The following is a 15,021-nucleotide window of genomic DNA, read 5'->3' as shown; positions in this document are numbered from 1 at the left end:
TCCTCTGAGCTGCGGAAGCGGAGGGATTTGAACCCCCGGACGGTTGCCCGTCTCCCGCTTTCAAGGCGGGTGCATTCGGCCGCTCTGCCACGCTTCCCCGACGCCACCGGCGTCAGCCGAGAAGCCTAGCCGTTCGACTCGCGGAGGTGTGTCATGACCCGGTCGAACACCTTCGCGAGCACTTCGCCTTCCTCCGGGGTGAGGAGGTCGACGATGTGGGCGCGGACGCCGCGCAGGTGGGTCGGGGCGGCTTCGACCAGTTGGGCCATGCCCTTCTGGGTTAGTTCGGCGAGGACGCCGCGGCCGTCCTCGGTGCACTCGCGGCGCAGGACGAGGCCTGCCTTTTCCATGCGGGCCACCTGGTGGGAGACGCGGGACTTGGAGGAGGCCACGTCTTCTGCCAGCTGGGTCATGCGCATGCGGTGGTTGGGCTGTTCGGACAGGCGTACGAGGATCTCGTAGTCGGCCAGTGACACACCGTGCGTGTCCTGCAGCTCTCGGTGCAGGCGGTCCATGAGCATGGAGGAACCGTTCACGTAGGTGCGCCACGCACGCATCTCGCCCTCGTCGAGCCAGCGCGGCTCCTGCTCACTAGACGTCACGCGAACAAGGCTAAACCCGAGCATGACGATCGAGTCATTCCTCTGGCAAACGTCGCGTCCGGGAGGCAGACTGCTGCGCCGTACACGCGCGTTAACCTCGCCTTCGAGAGGGCTCTCACCCATGAGTTCGTTCAGACGGCTTTCCGTTCTGGCGATCACCGCCGCCGCGGCCACTGTCATCAGCGCTACCGGGCCTGCCCAGGCCGATGTCCAGTCACTGCGCGGTCGGGGCACGGTTGACGTGCGCCTGATCGGCATCAACGACCTGCACGGCAACATCGAGCCGCCGACCGGGTCGTCCGGGCGGGTCACGCTGGCCGACGGGACGACCGTCGACGCCGGTGGTGCCGCGTACAACGCCACGCACATCAAGAACCTCCAGAAGGAGGTCAAGAACTCGGTGGTCGTCGGGCAGGGTGACCTGATCGGCGCGTCGCCGCTGGTGTCGGCGTTGTTCCACGACGAGCCGACGATCGAGGTGCTCAACAAGGTCGGCATGGACACGACCGCGGCGGGCAACCACGAGTTCGACGAGGGCTACAAGGAGCTTCTGCGCATGCAGCGCGGTGGCTGCCACCCGACGGACGGCTGCCAGTGGCGCGACACCTACCCCGGCGCGAACTTCCCGATCCTCGGTGCCAACGTCACGAAGGCCAAGAACGGGCTGCCCGCGCTGCCGCCGTTCTGGGTCGAGATCCGCGACGGGATCCCGATCGGCTTCATCGGCATGCCGCTCAAGGACGTGCCGATCCTGGTCGACCCGAACGGCATCAAGGAGCTGCAGTTCGGTGACGAGGTCAAGGCGGCCAACAGGTACGCAAACTTCCTCGACGCGATCGGCGTGAAGTCGATCGTCCTGCTCGTGCACCAGGGCGACCAGGTGACCTCGCCGGGCGGCGGCCCCAACGCGTGCAACGTGGCGCCGGAGAACCCCGGCAGCTACATCGCGGCGAACGTCAGCCCGAAGATCGACGCGGTGCTGTCCGGCCACAGCCACCAGCACTACAACTGCGTGGTCAAGGACCCCGCGGGCAACCCGCGTCCGTTCATCGAGGGTCTCGCGTTCGGGCGTGAGCTCAGCGTCCTCGACCTCAAGATCGACCGCAGGACGCGCGACGTCATCCGCGGCGAGACCAAGGCGGAGAACAAGATCGTCACCCGCACGGTCACGCCGGACCCGGAGATCCAGGCCCTGGTCGACCTCGCGAAGACGAAGGTCCGCCCGATCGCGAACCGTCCGGTCGGCACCATCGCCGCGGACATCGTGAAGGCGCAGAACCCCGCCGGCGAGTCGCCGCTGGGCGACCTGATCGCCGACTCGCAGCTGGAAGCCACCAAGGGCAACGGCGCGGTGCTCGCGCTGATGAACCCCGGTGGCGTGCGCGCGGACCTCACCTACGCCAGCTCCCCCGAGGGCGAGGGCAACGGTGTGGCCACCTACGGCGAGGCGTTCACGGTGCAGCCGTTCAGCAACATCCTGCAGACGATCACGCTGACCGGCGCGAACATCAAGAACGTGCTGGAGCAGCAGTTCACCGCGGCCAGGACGTTCGTGCTGCAGCCCTCGTCCGGCCTGAAGTACACGTGGACCGCGTCCGCACCGTTCGGCTCACGGGTCTCCGGCATCACGCTCAACGGCGCACCGCTGGACCCGAACGCGAGCTACCGCGTGACGGTGAACAGCTTCCTGCAGGGCGGCGGTGACGGTTTCAGCGAGTTCACCAAGGGCACCGCCATCACCGGTGGCGGCATCGACCTGGACGCCTTCTCGAAGTACCTGACGGCGCACCCCGGTCAGCAGCCCCCGGCGCTCGACCGCATCACGCGCCAGCCGTAACCGCAGAACGCGGCTGAAGGCCATCTCGGCGACGAAAGTCGCCGAGATGGCCTTTTTCGCGTGTCCGGCTGCTCCATTTGATCTAAGGTGAGGGCCGATGTCCTGGTTGCGTCGGCTACTGCTGCTCGCCGGTCTGGTGACCGGCGCCTGGCTGCTGGGCGGCGCGGGCGAGGCGAACGCCGACGTCAAGGTCGAGATCGACCACCTCAAGATCGAGGTTCGGCTCCCCGTCGCCGCCGACGTCGGACTCGAGGTCGAGACCGGGCTGGTGCCGGCGAAGCAGCCCGAAGCACCGCCGCCTCCGGCGCCGGACCCCCGCACAGAGCCCCCGGAACCACCTGTGCCGCCGCAACCTCAGCCGGTCGTGGACGTGCCCGTCCACGCCGAGGCGCCGTCACAGCACCAGCAACCGCCCGCGCCGCCACCGTCGACGACAGGGCCCGCGGACCCCGCTCCCTCCCCGCAGCCGCCGCAACCGCACGCGGAGCCGCCGATGACCGGCACGCTCCCGCAGAGCGGCGCGGGGGCCTCCTCAGGCGGTCAGATTCCGGTGGGCACGCTGCCGTGCGCGATGCGGCCGCCCACCACCACAACGTCTCTCGTCACCACCGAACAGCAACACGCGCCGCGCACCGTGCGCGCGGAGGAACCGACGTACTCCCCCGACTGATCCCTCGGCCCACCAAGCCGTGCAAGGGATCCGTCATTCCACCTCAGGGAGAACAGTCATGCGCAAGAACCTCAACCGAACCATGTCCGCCGCCCTCCTGACCGGCGGCATCATGGTCGCGACCGCCGGATTCGCCCAGGCCGTTCCGCTGCCGGTCAACGTCGACGACGAGGTCCGCGTCGGCAACCTGGTGAGCATCCCGGTCAAGGTCTGCGGCAACGCGGTCAACGTGCTGGGCACCAGCGACGCCACGTGCGAGGAGAAGCCCGCCGCGCGCACCCAGACCGACAAGGCCCTCATCTCCGCGCCGGTCACGGTGTGCGGCAACGCGGTCGGCGTGGCCGGTGGCGGCTCCGGCAGCTGCGGCGACACCAAGCCGGAGAAGCCCAACGGCACCGTCGAGGCCCCGGTGACGGTCTGCGGCACCAGCGCGGCCGTGCTCGGCACCGCGAGCGGTGACTGCGGCAAGACCGACGTGCCGGAGGAGCCGCAGCCGGAGGTGCCCCAGCCCCAGCCGCAGCCTGAGCAGCCGGGACCGGGTCAGCCGGGTCAGCCCGGCCAGCCGGGTCAGCCGGGTGGCGAGCAGCCCGGCGGTGGCAACGGCGGCGACAACAACAACCCCGGCGGGGGCAGCAACAGCGGTGACGACTCGGGTGCCGGCATCCCGCAGACGGGCACCAAGACGTCGCTCCAGGCGGCCCAGATCCCGAACCTGTCGAAGACCGGCGCGGACCCGCTGGAGTTCCTGCTGACCGGTCTCGGACTGATGACCGCAGGCGTGCTGGCGCGTCGTGGCGCGCGCCGCCGTTCCAACGCCTGAATCCCAGAAACTGATTCATTCTCACAATCGCCCGGCGAGCGCGTTCTCGCCGGGCGATTGCTGTCCGCACAGTCGATCTCCGCAGGTCACCCGTCTGACTTCACCAATTCAGGTTCCGGGTGAGGTGTTGAGATATGCGGTGATCAAGCGCATGCTCGATAACGAGCTGGCAACCGGAAGGTGACTGAACTAGACCACCGGAAGCCACGCCCAGAAGGGGTAGGTGGTGCCGTGCAGGTAACTCCTCGCTGTGGCGAAACGCGGTCTGTCGCATCCCCGCGAGTGGATCGGACGTGAACGGTCCGGTCGCGACTGTGTAGCGACGGGCACGAGGTTTCGGGTGCCCAGGCGCCATCGGCGTCGCTCGGCGCACTTCGACGCTGTTGAGCTCGGCTTCGGTGTCGTCTCACGGCGCCACCGGCTGAGCGCCACGCCAACCTCCGTGGGCCGTAGTCGTCACAACCAAATGGGAAAGCCTCGGTGCGGTGCCCCGACGTCGGGCTCCGCACCGAGGCGTGTTTGGTGCTTTATCGTTTGCGGCACCCATGGGGTCCTTAACAGGAGGATTGCGGTGCAGTTCAACGAAGGCGCGGATCTCGATCTTTCCCAGGTTTCGGACCAGCGGGGCGTGGGCGGACGCGTCGCCGGCGTCGGCGGCGGCCTCGGCGTGGTCGGCCTGATCGTCTACTTCCTCATCCAGCAGTTCACCGGCATCCAGCTGCCCGCGGGCGGCCTGGAGAGCGGCGGCCTCAGCCCGAACTCGCAGGTGGAGTCCAGCCAGCTGGCCGAGAAGTGCAAGACCGGCGCCGACGCGAACAAGGACAGCGACTGCCGGGTCGTCGCCATCATCAACTCCATCCAGGGCTACTGGACCGACCAGTTCAAGCGCTCCGGCAAGAGCTACCAGGTCACCAAGACCAACTTCTTCCGCAACAGCGTGAACACCCGCTGCGGCAACGCCACCTCCGCGGTCGGCCCGTTCTACTGCCCGGCCGACTCCCAGGTGTACATCGACCTGGACTTCTTCAACGAGCTGCGCACCAAGTTCGGCGCGCAGGGTGGCCCGTTCGTCGAGGCGTACGTGCTGGCCCACGAGTACGGCCACCACATCCAGAACCTGCTGGGCACCTCCGACCGGGTCGGCTCGGGCACCGGTCCCACGTCCGGCTCGGTGCGGCTGGAGCTGCAGGCCGACTGCTACGCGGGCGCCTGGGGCAACCACGCGACGACGACCCCGGCGTCCAACGGCAAGCCCCTCATCACGAACATCACCCAGGACGACGTGAACGCGGCGCTCGACGCGGCGTCGCGCATCGGTGACGACTTCATCCAGCGCGAGCTCGGCGGCGGGAAGGTCGACACGACCAAGTTCAGCCACGGCAGCTCGGCGCAGCGGCAGAAGTGGTTCACGACCGGGCTGCAGACCGGGGATCCGGCCCGCTGCAACACGTTCGACACGAACAACCTGGGCTGACGACTCCGAACGCGAAAGGCCGGGCCTCCGCGAGGGAGACCCGGCCTTCTGCGTCAAGGACCTACGAGGCTGCCAGGTGGTCGTGGTCGTCGTGCACGGCCAGCGACATCTTCGCCGAGCCACGGGCGTCGGCGCGCTTCGAGCGCGGCGGCACGCCGTTGACGTCCTCAGTGGACACACCGTAGGCCGCGGTCACGAACGCGATGGCGCCGGCGTTGCGGCCGAGCGCGACGCGGTCGATGTTGCCGAGGTTGTCGCACTTCGAGTGGTAGCAGGGGTCGTAGGCGGTACCTGCGGTGCCGCCCCACTTGGCCGCCTGGGCCGCGGTCTTCACGCCTTCCGCGCCGGTGAAGAGGCCACCGGCCGGGATGCCCTGCGCGATGAACTCGCCGTAGTCGGAGCGGCCGGAGAAGTCCGTGCCCTCGGTCGGGACGCCCTTGGCCGCGAAGTAGTCGGCGAAGGCCTTCTCGATCTGCGCCGAGCCGTACGGGCCGGGGCCCGCGCCCACGGCGTCGGAGTCGTCGCCGTCGTAGATGAAGTAGGCGGCGTTCGGCGAGGCGACCATGTCGAAGTTCAGGTACAGGGCGATGTCCAGCTGCTGCTCGAACGTCAGCGAGCGGACGTACTCGGTCGAGCCGATCAGGCCGCGCTCCTCGGCGCCCCACCAGGCGAACCGGATCGCGTTGTCGACCTTCGGGCTGGCGCCCAGCTGCAGGGCGGTTTCCAGCAGGGTGGCCGAGCCGGAGCCGTTGTCGTTGATGCCGGGGCCGGCTTCGACGGAGTCGAGGTGCGAGCCCGCCATCACGACGTTGTTGGTGCGGCCCGTGCGGGTCTGGGCGACGACGTTGCGCTGGGTGCGGGTCTCGTTGTGGAAGCGCATGTCGACGGTGATGGCGGCGCCGGCCTTCGCGATCAGCGCGGTGCCGTCGGCCTGGGAGACGCCGCCGACCGGGATCTTGCCGGGGTTGGTCAGCGTCACGTTCTGCAGCGGGCCTGCGACGTTGTTCGAGACCAGCACGGCGATGGCACCCGCGGCGAACGCGTTGAGGTGCTTCTGCGCGAACGTGCAGCCGCCGCGGCGGATCAGGGCGATGGAGCCGGTGAAGTCCTGGCCCGCGAAGTCGGACGCCTCGCAGCCCGTGGTGGCGTCCTCCGGGACGACGCGCAGCGGGCCGGTCACGCCGCCGACCGGGGTCTGCGGCGAAGCGGTCATGATCAGGGCCTGGTAGGTCGTGCCGTCGACACGGGCGGTGTCGGCGTCGGTGACCGGGACGTCGAAGCTGAACGTGGGCGTGGAGACGATGAAACCCTCGTCGCGGAGCTTGCCCGCGACGTAGTCGACGCTCGCGTCGTAGCCGGGGGTGAGGGCGGCGCGGGTGCCGTTGTTGCGGTCACCGATGCGCTGCAACGCGATGAGGTGCCGGTTGATCCCCTCGGCGGTCACCTTCTTGGCGAGCTTCTTGGCGAGTGCGGGGCCATCTGGTTCAGTTGCGGCGGACGCGGTGGCGGTTGGGGCGGCGACCAGTGCCGAAACGGCAAGCAGAGTCGCCAGCTTGGATCTGCCAGACATGAACGTTCCCCTTCGTTCGAGACTCGCTGAACCCTCACAAAGAAGAGACCTGGGCCACAATCCGTCGGTCGTCGGTATCTCAGCTCGTGAGCAGCGGAAGGCACTCGGCCAGGCCGTCGACCTCGACGTTCCACTGCGGGCGCACGAAGTTCGCCGCGTCCAGACGAAGTCGAACGTGCTCAAGGCGTTCACCGCGCGGTGCGGCGCCGACAGTGCCGTCCTGCACGTAGCCGAGCTTCGCGCTGACGCGGTTGGACGCGTGGTTGCCCAGCCACGCCGCCGAACGTGCGATGCGTGCGTCCAGGTGGTCGAACGCGAACTGCAGCACGGCGATGCGCATCTCGGTGCCGAACCCGTTGCCCTGGAACTTCTGGCCGATCCACGAACCGGTGTTCACCTCGCGCAGCACGCCGAAGTCGCGCGCGCCGATCTCCTGCGTGCCGATGACCGCGCCGTCGACCCGCACCAGGAAGTTGATCGACCAGTCCTTCGGCGCGAACGCCGCGCGCTTGCCCCAGTAGAACTGCAGCGTCCCGAAACCGTGGTCGTCCGCAAGCGTGTCGGTCCACGGCACGAGGAACGGCATCTCCGCCGGGTCGTGCACGCCCTCCTTCGCCACCTCGACGAGCTCGAACAGACCCTCGTCGTCGTCCGGGCGCAGTTCCAGGCGCGGGGTGCGGAGGACCAGATGTCGTAGTGGCCAGGCGTCCATGATCCGATGGTGCCGGACGTGTCGAACGGTATTACGGTCGGTCGCATGCGTGCCATCACCGTTCGTGAACCCGGCGGCCCGGAAGTGCTCGAGTGGACCGAGGTTCCCGATCCCGTGGCGGGCAGGGGCGAGGTCCTCATCGACATCGCGGCGAGTGCGGTCAACCGCGCGGATCTGCTGCAGCGCCAGGGTTTCTACCCGCCGCCGCCCGGTGCGCCGGACATCATCGGGCTGGAGTGCTCCGGCACGATCGCGGCGCTCGGCGAGGGCGTGACGGACTGGCACGTCGGTGACGAGGTGTGTGCGCTGCTGGCCGGTGGCGGCTACGCGGAGAAGGTCGTGGTCCCGGCACCGCAGGTCCTCCCGCTGCCGCGGGGCGTCGACGTCGTCACGGCCGCGGCACTGCCCGAGGTGGCGTGCACGGTGTGGTCGAACGTCGTGATGGACGGCCGGCTCAAGCTCGGCGAGACGTTCCTCGTGCACGGCGGCGCGGGCGGCATCGGCACGCACGCCGTCCAGGTCGCCAAGGCGCTCGGCGCGACCGTCGCGGTGACGGCGGGCTCCGACGAACGGCTGCGCAGGTGCGCCGAGCTCGGCGCGGACATCACGGTCAACTACAAGACCCAGGACTTCGTGGCCGAGGTGAAGCAGGCCGACGTCGTCCTCGACAACATGGGCGCCTCCTACCTGCCCCGCAACATCGACGTCCTCGCGCCCGACGGCCGGTTGATGATCATCGGCATGCAGGGCGGCGTGAAGGGTGAGCTGCCCATCGGCAAGCTCCTCGCCAAACGGGCGTCCGTGATGGCGACCGGGTTGCGCGGCCGGTCCGTCGAGAGCAAGGGCGCGATCGTGGCGCAGGTGCGCGAGCACCTCTGGCCGTTGATCGAGAGCGGCGCGGTCAAGCCGGTCGTCGGCGCGACGGTGCCGATGCCGGACGCGGCCGCGGCGCACCGGTTGCTGGACGGGGGCGACGTCTTCGGGAAGGTGCTGCTCAGGCGAGAGCGGTAGCACCGGCGAGCGAGGTCCGGGGAGCGGTGCGGAACGCCAGCCCGAACTCCTCGGACCACCGCGCGAGCACGGCCTGTTCGTCCGGCCGGTCCACGTCGTCGACCAGCACGGTCGCGCCGGGCGCCAGCACGGCCCGCAGCACCGGCAGCGCCGGATAGCGCGAGTCGCCGAACCCCGGCCCGTCCACGAGCAGCAGGTCCACCAGCCCGAACCGTTCGACGTACCCGAGCACCTCGTCGTGCACGAGCTGCGGCGCGTACCACTGGCCGTGGCGCGACAACGCCGCCGGATGCCGCGTCAACGGCGCGTGCACCACGCGCGCGACCGATCCCAGCCCCTCGCGCCGCAGCTGCGAGGCCACGAACGCGGCCACGCGCTCGTCGTGCTCGATCGACAGCAGGTGTCCGAACCCGCGCTGCCGCAGCAACCGCGCCAGCAGGACCGACGAGCTGCCGCACCCGAGCTCCACCAGGACCGTCCTGGCGCCGAGGACGACCTCGTCCATCACCGCGACCAGTGCCGCCGGACGCAGGTCGCCGGAGAGCTGCGGCAGGTACTCGGTGTTGAGCGATCCGATGCGCTGCAGGGCCGAGAGATCGGCGAGCTCGCGAGCCAGCGAGTCGTCCAAGCAAGATCTCCCATGTCCCTCAGCCCAGCTCGGACACCGCCCTCACCAGGTCATCGACCTCGACGGCGTTCGTGTAGTGGGCGAGCCCGACGCGGATGGCGCCGCCGACCTCGCCGACGCCCAGCACCGAGAACACCCCGTGCTGACCGGGATCGGCGAACGCGCAGACGCCTCGTGACGCGAGGTGTTCCACGCCGTCCTCCGCCTTGACCCCGGCGATCGTGAACGCCAGCGCCGGAACCCTGCGCATGGCGTCGCCGATCACCATCACGTGTCGCAGCGAACGCAGTTCGTTGATGAGATTAGCGAGCAGCCCCGCCTGGTACGCCTTCACCGAGCTCAGCGACGTGACGAGCCGCTCACGGCGCGTGCCCGACGCCGCGTCGTCCAGGTCCGCGAGGTACTCCACGGACGCGACGAGCCCGGCGAGCATCGGGTAGGCGTGCGGGCCGAGCTCCAGCCGCTCGGGACCGCGCGCCGTGGGGTCGACCGAGCACGACGGCAGCCGCTCCAGCACCGACGGGTCGCGGAACACCAGCGCGCCGACCGGCGGACCACCCCACTGACCAGCGGAAAGAGCCACCACGTCGGCACCCATGCCAACGATGTCCAGCGGCACGAACGGCGCGGCCGCGGACGCGTCCACCACCATCATCGACCCGTGCGCGTGGGCCACCGCGGAGATCTTGCCGAGGTCCGGCCGGGTGCCGACGACACCGGACGCCGCGGTGATCGCGATCAGCTTGGTGCGGTCCGTGACCAGCTCGTCGTACTGCCAGCTCGGCAGCTCGCAGGTCTCGATGTCCACTTCTGCCCATTTGACCGCGCTGCCGGTGCGCTGGGTCGCGCGCAGCCACGGCGCGATGTTCGCCGGGTGGTCCAGCCGGGAGACGAGCACCTCGTCGCCCATGAACCAGTCGTCGGTCATCGCGTCGGCGAGCCGTTGCAGCAGCACCGCGGACGACGGACCGAGCACCACCCCCGCCGGATCACCGCCGACGAGGTCCGCGACGGCCCTGCGGGCAGCGTCCACGATGCCCTGTGCCCGTTGCGAGGCGGGGAAAATACCGCCCGGTCCGGAGACCGGGGCGCGCAGCGCGGTGGAGACGGCGGTGGCGACCTGCTCGGGCACCTGCATGCCGGCCGGTGCGTCGAGGTGGACCCAGCCGTCGCCGAGCGCGGGGAAGAGCCCTCGTACCCGTGCGACGTCGAACGCCATGCCCCACACCGTACGTATGAAGGCAAACACGGTGTCGGCCAGCCCCCACCCGGATAACCTCCGCGCACCGAGGAAGGCCAGGATGGAGACCATGAACCAGGAGCAGCCAGTCGTCATCGTCGGCGGCCAGGACGGTGACATCACCGACATGGTCGAGCAGCCGGCGAAGGTCATGCGGATCGGCACGATGATCAAGCAGCTGCTTGAGGAGGTGCGGGCGGCACCTCTGGACGAGGCGAGCCGCAACCGCCTCAAGGAGATCCACAAGCGGTCCATCGAGGAGCTGGAGGACGGCCTGGCGCCGGAGCTGCGCGACGAGCTGGAGCGCCTCTCGCTGCCGTTCACCGAGGAGGGCACGCCGAGCGACGCCGAGCTGCGGATCGCGCAGGCGCAGCTCGTCGGCTGGCTGGAAGGCCTGTTCCACGGCATCCAGACGGCTCTGTTCGCGCAGCAGATGGCCGCACGGGCACAGCTCGAACAGATGCGCGGCCGCGCCCTTCCGGCAGGCAGCGGAGACGGTCACGACGGCGGCCCGACCGGTAAGGGGACTGGGCAGTACCTCTGACCCGTTCGTGGGCCTACCATGCGGCCCACAGCTGAGTCGTGTGAGGAGTCGAACGTGCTCGACCGAGTTCGCCGGAGCCTAGAACCCGGCTACTTCCGCAAGGCCTTCCGCGACAAGCTGATGCGGGCGATCGACGACGTGGTGCGGCCGTACCACGAGGTCCAGCAGGGACGCATCGACGACCTGCAGCACCAGCTCAACGAGGCGATCCGGTACCAGGGCGACCGGCTCGCGGAGCTCACCGCGAACTACGAGCACCGGCAGCGCCGCGACCTGCTGTTCGCCGCCGAACGCGACGCCGCGGCGGACAGCGCGAAGTTCGCGCTGGAGCACATGCCGACCGCGCCGCAGTTCCCCGACCCGCACGCCACGCTGCACCACGCGCTCAGTCTCATGGACGTCGACGGCATGGTGCTGGAGTTCGGCGTCTACACCGGCACCACGCTGAAGATCATCGCCAACGCCTCCGCCGGCCGCGAGGTCTACGGCTTCGACTCCTTCACCGGGCTGCCGGAGGACTGGCGCACCGGGTTCTCGGCGGGCGCGTTCGGCGTCGAGCAGCTGCCGGACGTGCCGGGTGCGGAGCTCATCGCCGGCTGGTTCGACGACACGCTGCCCGGTTTCGTGGCCGAGCACCCCGGTCCGGTCGCGTTCCTGCACGTCGACTGCGACCTGTACTCCTCCACCAAGACCGTGCTGGAACTGGTCGGGCCGCGGCTGCGGACCGGCTCGGTCGTGCTGTTCGACGAGTACTTCAACTACCAGGGCTGGCGCGACCACGAGCACAAGGCGTGGATGGAGTACGTGGCGCAGACCGGCATCACCTTCAGCTACGAAGGGTATTCGGTCGATCACGAGCAGGTGATCGTGAAGATCACCGGTGTTCCGGCCGAACGGGAACGTTGACCTCGCCGTGACCGACCGGGGGCGAGGTCGTTCAGAACTCGCCGGTACGCTCAGTCCTCGTGCAAGCCACCAGTACGCTCGACCATCCTGAGGCACCCCCCGCCGCGAACTCCAGGACGTTCGGCCGCGCCTTCGAGGACATCACGACGGCCTGGAAGCACCGCGAGCTGTGGGGCCATCTGGGCTGGCAGGACATCAAGCAGCGCTACCGCCGGTCGGTCATCGGCCCGTTGTGGATCACCATTTCGATGGGCACCACAGCGCTGGCCCTCGGCCTGCTGTACTCGCAGCTGTTCCACGAGAACGTGCCGACGTTCCTCCCGTACGTCACGGTCGGGTTCGTCATCTGGGGCTTCATCCTCGGTTGTGTGAACGAAGGCACAGACGTCTTCATCGCCAACGAGGGGATCATCAAGCACCTCCCGGCGCCGATCACGGTGCACGTGCTGCGGCTGGTGTGGCGGCAGACGCTGTTCTTCGCGCACAACCTCGTCGTCTACCTCATCGTGCTGGCGATCTACTTCCCGACGCTCAGCCAGCCCTACACGATGTCCAACGACCCCCAGATCAAGCCGGGCATCAGCTGGGAGATCCTGCTCGCGATCCCGGGCTTTTTGCTGCTGGCCGTCAACGGCGTGTGGATCGCGCTGCTGTTCGGCATCATCAGCACCAGGTTCCGCGACATCCCGCCGGTCGTGCACAGCTTCATCAACCTGGTGTTCTTCATGACGCCGATCGTCTGGCACGCGGGTGTGCTCAACAAGGTCGCGGGTGAGCAGGGCGGCAACTGGCGGGTCCTGATCGCCGAGCTGAACCCGATCTACCACTACGTCGAGATCGTCCGGGCGCCCCTGCTCGGTCACGTCGTCGACTGGCACCACTGGGCCGTTGTCGGCGTCCTCACGGTCGTCGGCTGGGCACTCGCACTCGTGGCACTGCGCAACTGGCGCGCTCGCGTCTCGTACTGGGTCTAAGAGGAGGTCGGCAGAACATGGTCAGCATCGACGTCTGGAACGCCTCCGTCGACTTCCCGATCTTCGACGCGAAGTCGAGGTCGCTGAAGAAGCTCGCGCTCGGCAAGGTCGGCGGCAAGATCGGCTCGGAGGGCCGCGTCCCGATCATCGAGGCACTGCACGACATCACGCTGTCGCTCAAGCACGGCGACCGCGTCGGCCTCGTCGGCCACAACGGCGCCGGCAAGTCGACGCTGCTGCGCCTGCTCGCGGGCATCTACGAGCCGACCCGCGGCAGCCAGCGCATCGTCGGCAAGGTCGCGCCGGTCTTCGACCTCGGCGTCGGCATGGACCCGGAGATCTCCGGCTACGAGAACATCATGATCCGCGGCCTCTTCCTGGGCATGACCCGCAAGGAGATGGAGAAGCGGGTCGACGACATCGCGGAGTTCACCGAGCTCGGCGACTACCTGCAGATGCCGCTGCGCACGTACTCGACGGGTATGCGCGTGCGCCTCGCGCTCGGCGTGGTCACCTCCATCGACCCGGAGATCCTGCTGCTCGACGAGGGCATCGGCGCAGTCGACGCGGCGTTCATGGCGAAGGCCCGCGACCGCCTCAAGGACCTCGTGAAGCGGTCCGGTCTGCTCGTGTTCGCGAACCACTCCGACGAGACGCTGCTCGACTTCTGCGACAGCGCGATCTGGATGGACGAGGGCCGCGTGAAGATGCACGGCGGCCTGCGCGAGGTGCTCACCGAGTACAAGGGCCACGACCCGTTCGAGCGGATGAGCGCGGACCAGCTGGCCAGGCTCGGCTACTCCTCCCCCGTCCTCAGCGGAAATGGCGGCGAATAGACCGTGAACCTCCAGGCACTGCCCAAGGGCTCCGTCGTCGCGGTGGTGGTCACCCGCCACCGCCGCGAGCTGCTGGCCGAGTCGCTCAAGGCGCTCGCGACCCAGACCCGTGTCCCCGACCACCTGGTCGTCGTCGACAACGGCCCTGACCAGCCGGTCGACGACCTCGTCGAGCAGTGCCCGCTTCCCACGACCTACCTGCCGTCGCACCGCAACCTCGGCGGCGCCGGCGGTTTCGCGCTCGGCATCCTGCACGCGCTCTCGCTGGGCGCGGACTGGGTGTGGCTGGCCGACGACGACGGCCGTCCCGCGGACGAGAACGTGCTGGCCGTGCTGCTCGAAGAGGCCGACCGCCGCAAGCTCGCGGAGATCTCGCCGGTCGTCACGAACATCGACAGCCCGGACAAGCTCGCGTTCCCGCTGCGGCGCGGGCTGACGTGGAAGCGCTCGGCGGCCGAGCTCGGCACGAGCTTCCTGCCCGGCATCGCCTCGCTGTTCAACGGCGCGCTGTTCCGCGCGTCCACGCTGGACGTCATCGGCGTGCCGGACTACCGGTTGTTCTTCCGCGGCGACGAGGTGGAGATCCACCGCCGGCTGGTCCGCTCCGGTCTGCCGTTCGGCACGTCGCTGCGGGTCGCGTACGTGCACCCGGACGGCTCCGACGAGTTCAAGCCGATGCTGGGCGGCAAGTTCCACGCCCAGGACCCGGAGAACCCGGTCAAGCGCTACTACACCTACCGCAACCGCGGCTACCTGCTGTCGCAGCCGGGCATGCGGAAGCTGGGCGCGCTGGAGGTGTTCCGGTTCGGCCTGTACTTCCTCGCCGTGAAGCGGGACCCGAAGGCGTTCGTCGAGTGGCTCAAGCTCGTGCGCCTCGGTCAGCGCGAGCGCTTCTTCCGCAAGTGATCTGCTGAGGGCGGAATCGCTGGTAGCGGAACCGCCCTCAGCACACCTGCGGAACGCGGTTTGCTGCAAGGCATGAGCCGACTTGTGCTGTTCCTCGCCGCGAACCCGAACCCCATCACCCTCCCGGTCACCGCCCAGACCCGGGAAGACCTCGCGCCCAGGCTGACCCAGATCGTCCGAAACGGCCACACGCAGCCGATCGCGGGTCCGGACGGCCGTGAGTACGTCGTGAACTTCTCCAACGTCGTGGTAGCGCACTTCGAGTAACCGCTCGCGCACCCGAGGTGATCG

The 15,021-nt window shown here is 69.0% G+C and carries 16 protein-coding genes and 1 tRNA gene; 11 read left to right on the top strand and 6 right to left on the bottom strand.

The genetic code is table 11. The features are described 5' to 3' along the window. Positions 1–12: 12 nt before the first annotated feature. Positions 13–97: transfer RNA gene (locus ACWEIJ_RS10140), tRNA-Ser, on the bottom strand. Between the two features lie 28 nt (positions 98–125). Then, complete coding sequence (locus ACWEIJ_RS10135; RefSeq protein ID WP_109633015.1) at positions 126–557, bottom strand: MarR family winged helix-turn-helix transcriptional regulator; 432 nt, start codon at positions 555–557, stop codon at positions 126–128. Positions 558–723: 166 nt separating this feature from the next. Between ACWEIJ_RS10135 and ACWEIJ_RS10130 the strand changes: the two genes are divergently transcribed. The 4 genes from ACWEIJ_RS10130 to ypfJ all read left to right on the top strand — a co-directional run bounded on the left by ACWEIJ_RS10130 (position 724) and on the right by ypfJ (position 5,403). Next, entirely contained in the window at positions 724–2,439 is a 1,716-nt protein-coding gene (locus ACWEIJ_RS10130; RefSeq protein WP_449836800.1) for a bifunctional metallophosphatase/5'-nucleotidase, read from the top strand. Positions 2,440–2,536: 97 nt separating this feature from the next. Beyond that, the gene (locus tag ACWEIJ_RS10125) at positions 2,537–3,109 is read left to right on the top strand and encodes a hypothetical protein (protein WP_449836799.1); all 573 of its coding nucleotides are present in this window, start codon (positions 2,537–2,539) and stop codon (positions 3,107–3,109) included. Positions 3,110–3,167: 58 nt separating this feature from the next. Then, positions 3,168–3,929, top strand: a complete 762-nt coding sequence (locus ACWEIJ_RS10120) for a hypothetical protein (protein ID WP_449836798.1) — start codon at positions 3,168–3,170, stop codon at positions 3,927–3,929. 571 nt (positions 3,930–4,500) lie between these two features. Beyond that, entirely contained in the window at positions 4,501–5,403 is a 903-nt protein-coding gene (gene ypfJ / locus ACWEIJ_RS10115; protein ID WP_449836797.1) for a KPN_02809 family neutral zinc metallopeptidase, read from the top strand. A gap of 61 nt (positions 5,404–5,464) precedes the next feature. Here ypfJ and ACWEIJ_RS10110 read toward each other — a convergent pair whose 3' ends face one another. Next, on the bottom strand, positions 5,465–6,973 hold the full coding sequence (locus tag ACWEIJ_RS10110) for a M28 family metallopeptidase (protein WP_449836796.1): 1,509 nt from the start codon (positions 6,971–6,973) through the stop codon (positions 5,465–5,467). Between the two features lie 79 nt (positions 6,974–7,052). Continuing rightward, complete coding sequence (locus ACWEIJ_RS10105; protein WP_449836795.1) at positions 7,053–7,685, bottom strand: GNAT family N-acetyltransferase; 633 nt, start codon at positions 7,683–7,685, stop codon at positions 7,053–7,055. 45 nt (positions 7,686–7,730) lie between these two features. Here ACWEIJ_RS10105 and ACWEIJ_RS10100 point away from each other — a divergent pair, with 45 nt between their 5' ends. Further along, complete coding sequence (locus tag ACWEIJ_RS10100; protein WP_449836794.1) at positions 7,731–8,696, top strand: NAD(P)H-quinone oxidoreductase; 966 nt, start codon at positions 7,731–7,733, stop codon at positions 8,694–8,696. Here ACWEIJ_RS10100 and ACWEIJ_RS10095 read toward each other — a convergent pair. Both ACWEIJ_RS10095 and ACWEIJ_RS10090 read right to left on the bottom strand, forming a co-directional pair. Beyond that, positions 8,680–9,324: a class I SAM-dependent methyltransferase gene (locus ACWEIJ_RS10095; protein WP_449836793.1), complete on the bottom strand. Its 645-nt coding sequence runs from the start codon at positions 9,322–9,324 to the stop codon at positions 8,680–8,682. The two genes, ACWEIJ_RS10100 and ACWEIJ_RS10095, sit on opposite strands and share 17 nt — an antisense overlap. A 19-nt stretch (positions 9,325–9,343) precedes the next feature. Further along, on the bottom strand, positions 9,344–10,543 hold the full coding sequence (locus ACWEIJ_RS10090) for a cysteine desulfurase-like protein (protein WP_449836792.1): 1,200 nt from the start codon (positions 10,541–10,543) through the stop codon (positions 9,344–9,346). Between the two features lie 82 nt (positions 10,544–10,625). Between ACWEIJ_RS10090 and ACWEIJ_RS10085 the strand changes: the two genes are divergently transcribed. The 6 genes from ACWEIJ_RS10085 to ACWEIJ_RS10060 all read left to right on the top strand — a co-directional run bounded on the left by ACWEIJ_RS10085 (position 10,626) and on the right by ACWEIJ_RS10060 (position 14,997). Next, positions 10,626–11,108 (top strand): bacterial proteasome activator family protein, encoded by a 483-nt coding sequence (locus tag ACWEIJ_RS10085; protein WP_449836791.1) that lies wholly within the window; start codon positions 10,626–10,628, stop codon positions 11,106–11,108. Positions 11,109–11,162: 54 nt separating this feature from the next. Then, entirely contained in the window at positions 11,163–12,014 is an 852-nt protein-coding gene (locus ACWEIJ_RS10080; RefSeq protein WP_449836790.1) for a class I SAM-dependent methyltransferase, read from the top strand. Positions 12,015–12,073: 59 nt separating this feature from the next. Beyond that, positions 12,074–12,988: a galactan export ABC transporter permease subunit Wzm/RfbD gene (gene wzm, locus ACWEIJ_RS10075; protein ID WP_449836789.1), complete on the top strand. Its 915-nt coding sequence runs from the start codon at positions 12,074–12,076 to the stop codon at positions 12,986–12,988. Between the two features lie 17 nt (positions 12,989–13,005). Continuing rightward, the gene (gene wzt / locus ACWEIJ_RS10070; protein ID WP_449836788.1) at positions 13,006–13,824 is read left to right on the top strand and encodes a galactan export ABC transporter ATP-binding subunit Wzt/RfbE; all 819 of its coding nucleotides are present in this window, start codon (positions 13,006–13,008) and stop codon (positions 13,822–13,824) included. Between the two features lie 3 nt (positions 13,825–13,827). Beyond that, entirely contained in the window at positions 13,828–14,730 is a 903-nt protein-coding gene (gene glfT1, locus ACWEIJ_RS10065; RefSeq protein ID WP_355446377.1) for a galactofuranosyltransferase GlfT1, read from the top strand. A 72-nt stretch (positions 14,731–14,802) separates the two neighbouring features. Next, positions 14,803–14,997 (top strand): hypothetical protein, encoded by a 195-nt coding sequence (locus ACWEIJ_RS10060; RefSeq protein ID WP_449836787.1) that lies wholly within the window; start codon positions 14,803–14,805, stop codon positions 14,995–14,997. The last annotated feature ends 24 nt before the right edge of the window (positions 14,998–15,021 follow it).

This window comes from Lentzea sp. NPDC004789 (genome assembly GCF_053601075.1).
The sequence above is the reverse complement of the archived record's forward strand: the minus strand, read 5'-3'. Positions and strand labels throughout refer to the sequence as shown.

What these genes read in the sequence shown, in the direction of transcription:
- ACWEIJ_RS10135 (WP_109633015.1), bottom strand. Translation starts at nt 557, where the DNA reads ATGCGTGCGTGGCGCACCTACGTGAACGGTTCCTCCATGCTCATGGAC.
- ACWEIJ_RS10130 (WP_449836800.1), top strand. Translation starts at nt 724, where the DNA reads ATGAGTTCGTTCAGACGGCTTTCCGTTCTGGCGATCACCGCCGCCGCG.
- ACWEIJ_RS10125 (WP_449836799.1), top strand. Translation starts at nt 2,537, where the DNA reads ATGTCCTGGTTGCGTCGGCTACTGCTGCTCGCCGGTCTGGTGACCGGC.
- ACWEIJ_RS10120 (WP_449836798.1), top strand. Translation starts at nt 3,168, where the DNA reads ATGCGCAAGAACCTCAACCGAACCATGTCCGCCGCCCTCCTGACCGGC.
- ACWEIJ_RS10110 (WP_449836796.1), bottom strand. Translation starts at nt 6,973, where the DNA reads ATGTCTGGCAGATCCAAGCTGGCGACTCTGCTTGCCGTTTCGGCACTG.
- ACWEIJ_RS10105 (WP_449836795.1), bottom strand. Translation starts at nt 7,685, where the DNA reads ATGGACGCCTGGCCACTACGACATCTGGTCCTCCGCACCCCGCGCCTG.
- ACWEIJ_RS10100 (WP_449836794.1), top strand. Translation starts at nt 7,731, where the DNA reads ATGCGTGCCATCACCGTTCGTGAACCCGGCGGCCCGGAAGTGCTCGAG.
- ACWEIJ_RS10090 (WP_449836792.1), bottom strand. Translation starts at nt 10,543, where the DNA reads ATGGCGTTCGACGTCGCACGGGTACGAGGGCTCTTCCCCGCGCTCGGC.
- ACWEIJ_RS10085 (WP_449836791.1), top strand. Translation starts at nt 10,626, where the DNA reads ATGGAGACCATGAACCAGGAGCAGCCAGTCGTCATCGTCGGCGGCCAG.
- wzt (WP_449836788.1), top strand. Translation starts at nt 13,006, where the DNA reads ATGGTCAGCATCGACGTCTGGAACGCCTCCGTCGACTTCCCGATCTTC.
- ACWEIJ_RS10060 (WP_449836787.1), top strand. Translation starts at nt 14,803, where the DNA reads ATGAGCCGACTTGTGCTGTTCCTCGCCGCGAACCCGAACCCCATCACC.